The following is a 2910-nucleotide window of genomic DNA, read 5'->3' as shown; positions in this document are numbered from 1 at the left end:
GTTTGCGGTACGGGCACCCACAGCCTCGCTAGAAGCTTTTCTTGACAGTGTGGGATCAGTAAGTTCATCGCTATCGCTAGCAACTCCCCGTCACTCCTCAGGCTATACGTTTAGCGGATTTGCCTACTAAACACCCTACAAGCTTAGACGCATTTCTTCCATTCATGCGATTACTTACCCTTCTGTGTCACTCCATCACTCAAACGGATGTGGGTGGTACTGGAATGTTTGCCAGTTGTCCATCGCCTACGCATTTACGCCTCGGCTTAGGCCCCGACTTACCCTGAGACGACGAGCGTTGCTCAGGAAACCTTAGGCTTTCGGTGGACAAGATTCTCACTTGTCTTTTCGCTACTCATACCGGCATTCTCACTTCTATATACTCCACAGCTCCTTACGGTACTGCTTCAAAGCGTATAGAACGCTCCCCTACCACTTGTAACAAAGTTAAAATCCATAGCTTCGGTTCCGTACTTTAGCCCCGGACATCTTCGGCGCAAAACCTCTCGACCAGTGAGCTATTACGCACTCTTTAAATGGTGGCTGCTTCTAAGCCAACATCCTGGTTGTTTCTGAAGTTCCACATCCTTTGCCACTTAGTACGGCATTTGGGACCTTAGCTGATGGTCTGGGCTGTTTCCCTCTTGACTACGGGTCTTATCACTCGCAGTCTGACTCCCAAGGTCCGAGTACAGCCATTCGCAGTTTGACAGAGTTCGGTAACCTATAAGGCCCCTAGCCCAATCAGAGCTCTACCGTCTGTACTTATTTCTTGAGGCTAGCCCTAAAGCTATTTCGGGGAGAACCAGCTATCTCCGCGTTCGATTGGCATTTCACCCCTATCCACAACTCATCTCAAAACTTTTCAACGTTCACGAGTTCGGTCCTCCACGCAATTTTACCTGCGCTTCAACCTGGCCATGGATAGATCACTGCGGTTTCGGGTCTACAACAACTAACTATTCGCCCTATTAAGACTCGCTTTCGCTGCGGCTCCACATCTTCTGCTTAACCTCGCTAGTTACTGTAACTCGCCGGTTCATTCTTCAATAGGCACGCTGTTGACCACATAAGGGTCTTCAACTGCTTGTAGACATACGGTTTCAGGTTCTTTTTCACTCCCCTCCCGGGGTGCTTTTCACCTTTCCCTCACGGTACTATACGCTATCGGTCGCCAAGGAGTATTTTGCCTTGGAGGGTGGTCCCCCCTGCTTCCCACAAGGTTTCACGTGTCTCGTGGTACTCTGGAACTCGGCCATCTTGCTCTGCTTTTCGTCTACGGGACTGTTACCCCCTATGGTCTACCTTTCCAGGTAGTTCGACTAAGCCTGACTCGAATTATGCCGGTCCTCAACCCCGAATCAGTAAACTGACTCGGTTTGGGCTCTTCCCCGTTCGCTCGCCGCTACTTAGGGAATCTCACTTGATTACTTTTCCTCTGGGTACTTAGATGTTTCAGTTCCCCAGGTGCCCTCCTCATACTCTCAGGTATGGGTAACAGTGCATTACCACTGTTGGGTTTCCCATTCGGAAATCTAGGGATCAAAACCTGCTTGCGATTCCCCCTAGCTTATCGGAGCTTACCCCGTCCTTCATCGGCTCTTGGCGCCAAGGCATCCACCGTATGCCCTTATTAGCTTGACTTATGTCTTGCTAATCGACTGCTCATAAATGAACAATCATTAGTGGTGTACAATCCCAAAGGATCATACGTTTTTTAAAAAATCCTAACATGCTCGGTAATCACCCTAATATTGCTATTAGAATTATTACTTTGCTTTCTTCTGTGCAGTTTTCAAAGAACATATAAGGTACTACATTTCCTATCACTACAATTTCTTGTAGCAACAAGGACGTATTCCCTCAAAACTAAGCAATGTAAGTAGATGAACAACCAGATGTGTCGACCTTGGATTAGAACCATGTATTTCAATGATTCAAATCTCCATAGAAAGGAGGTGATCCAGCCGCACCTTCCGATACGGCTACCTTGTTACGACTTCACCCCAATCACTGATCTCACCTTCGACGGCTGGTTCCATTGCTGGTTACCTCACCGGCTTCGGGTGCTCTCAACTTTCGTGGTGTGACGGGCGGTGTGTACAAGGCCCGGGAACGTATTCACCGCAGCATGCTGATCTGCGATTACTAGCGATTCCGACTTCATGCAGGCGAGTTGCAGCCTGCAATCCGAACTGAGAGCTTGTTTTTGGGTTTGGCTTCACCTCGCGGCTTCGCTACCCTCTATTAAAGCCCATTGTAGTACGTGTGTAGCCCAAGACATAAGGGGCATGATGACTTGACGTCATCCCCACCTTCCTCCGTGTTATCCACGGCAGTCTCCCATGAGTTCCCGCCATTACGCGCTGGCAACATAGGATAAGGGTTGCGCTCGTTGCGGGACTTAACCCAACATCTCACGACACGAGCTGACGACAGCCATGCACCACCTGTCTATCTGTCTCCCGAAGGAGAACTTCCTATCTCTAGGAGCATCAGACGATGTCAAGCCTTGGTAAGGTTCTTCGCGTTGCGTCGAATTAAACCACATACTCCACCGCTTGTGCGGGCCCCCGTCAATTCCTTTGAGTTTCAACCTTGCGGCCGTACTCCCCAGGCGGGGTACTTATTGCGTTAACTCCGGCACTGGAGGGGTCGATACCCCAACACCTAGTACCCATCGTTTACGGCCAGGATTACCGGGGTATCTAATCCCGTTCACTACCCTGGCTTTCGCGCCTCAGTGTCAGACACAGTCCAGAAAGTCGCCTTCGCCACTGGTGTTCCTCCTAATATCTACGCATTTCACCGCTACACTAGGAATTCCACTTTCCTCTCCTGCACTCAAGAATAACAGTATCCAAATGCTTCACGGGGTTGAGCCCCGAACTTTAACATCAGACTTATTAT

At 49.5% G+C, this 2910-nt stretch carries 1 rRNA gene and 1 other annotated feature (1 of these 2 cut by a window edge); the gene reads right to left on the bottom strand.

The features are described 5' to 3' along the window. Positions 1-1644, bottom strand: a sequence feature (23S ribosomal RNA rRNA prediction is too short). A 307-nt stretch (positions 1645-1951) separates the two neighbouring features. Beyond that, positions 1952-2910 (bottom strand): 16S ribosomal RNA (locus UFO1_RS23920) (it continues 599 nt past the right edge of the window).

The sequence above is a fragment of the Pelosinus sp. UFO1 genome, assembly GCF_000725345.1.
Taxonomy (GTDB): Bacteria; Bacillota; Negativicutes; order DSM-13327; family DSM-13327; genus Pelosinus.
Note: the sequence above shows the minus strand (reverse complement) of the source record. Positions and strands in the feature narration are given on the sequence as shown.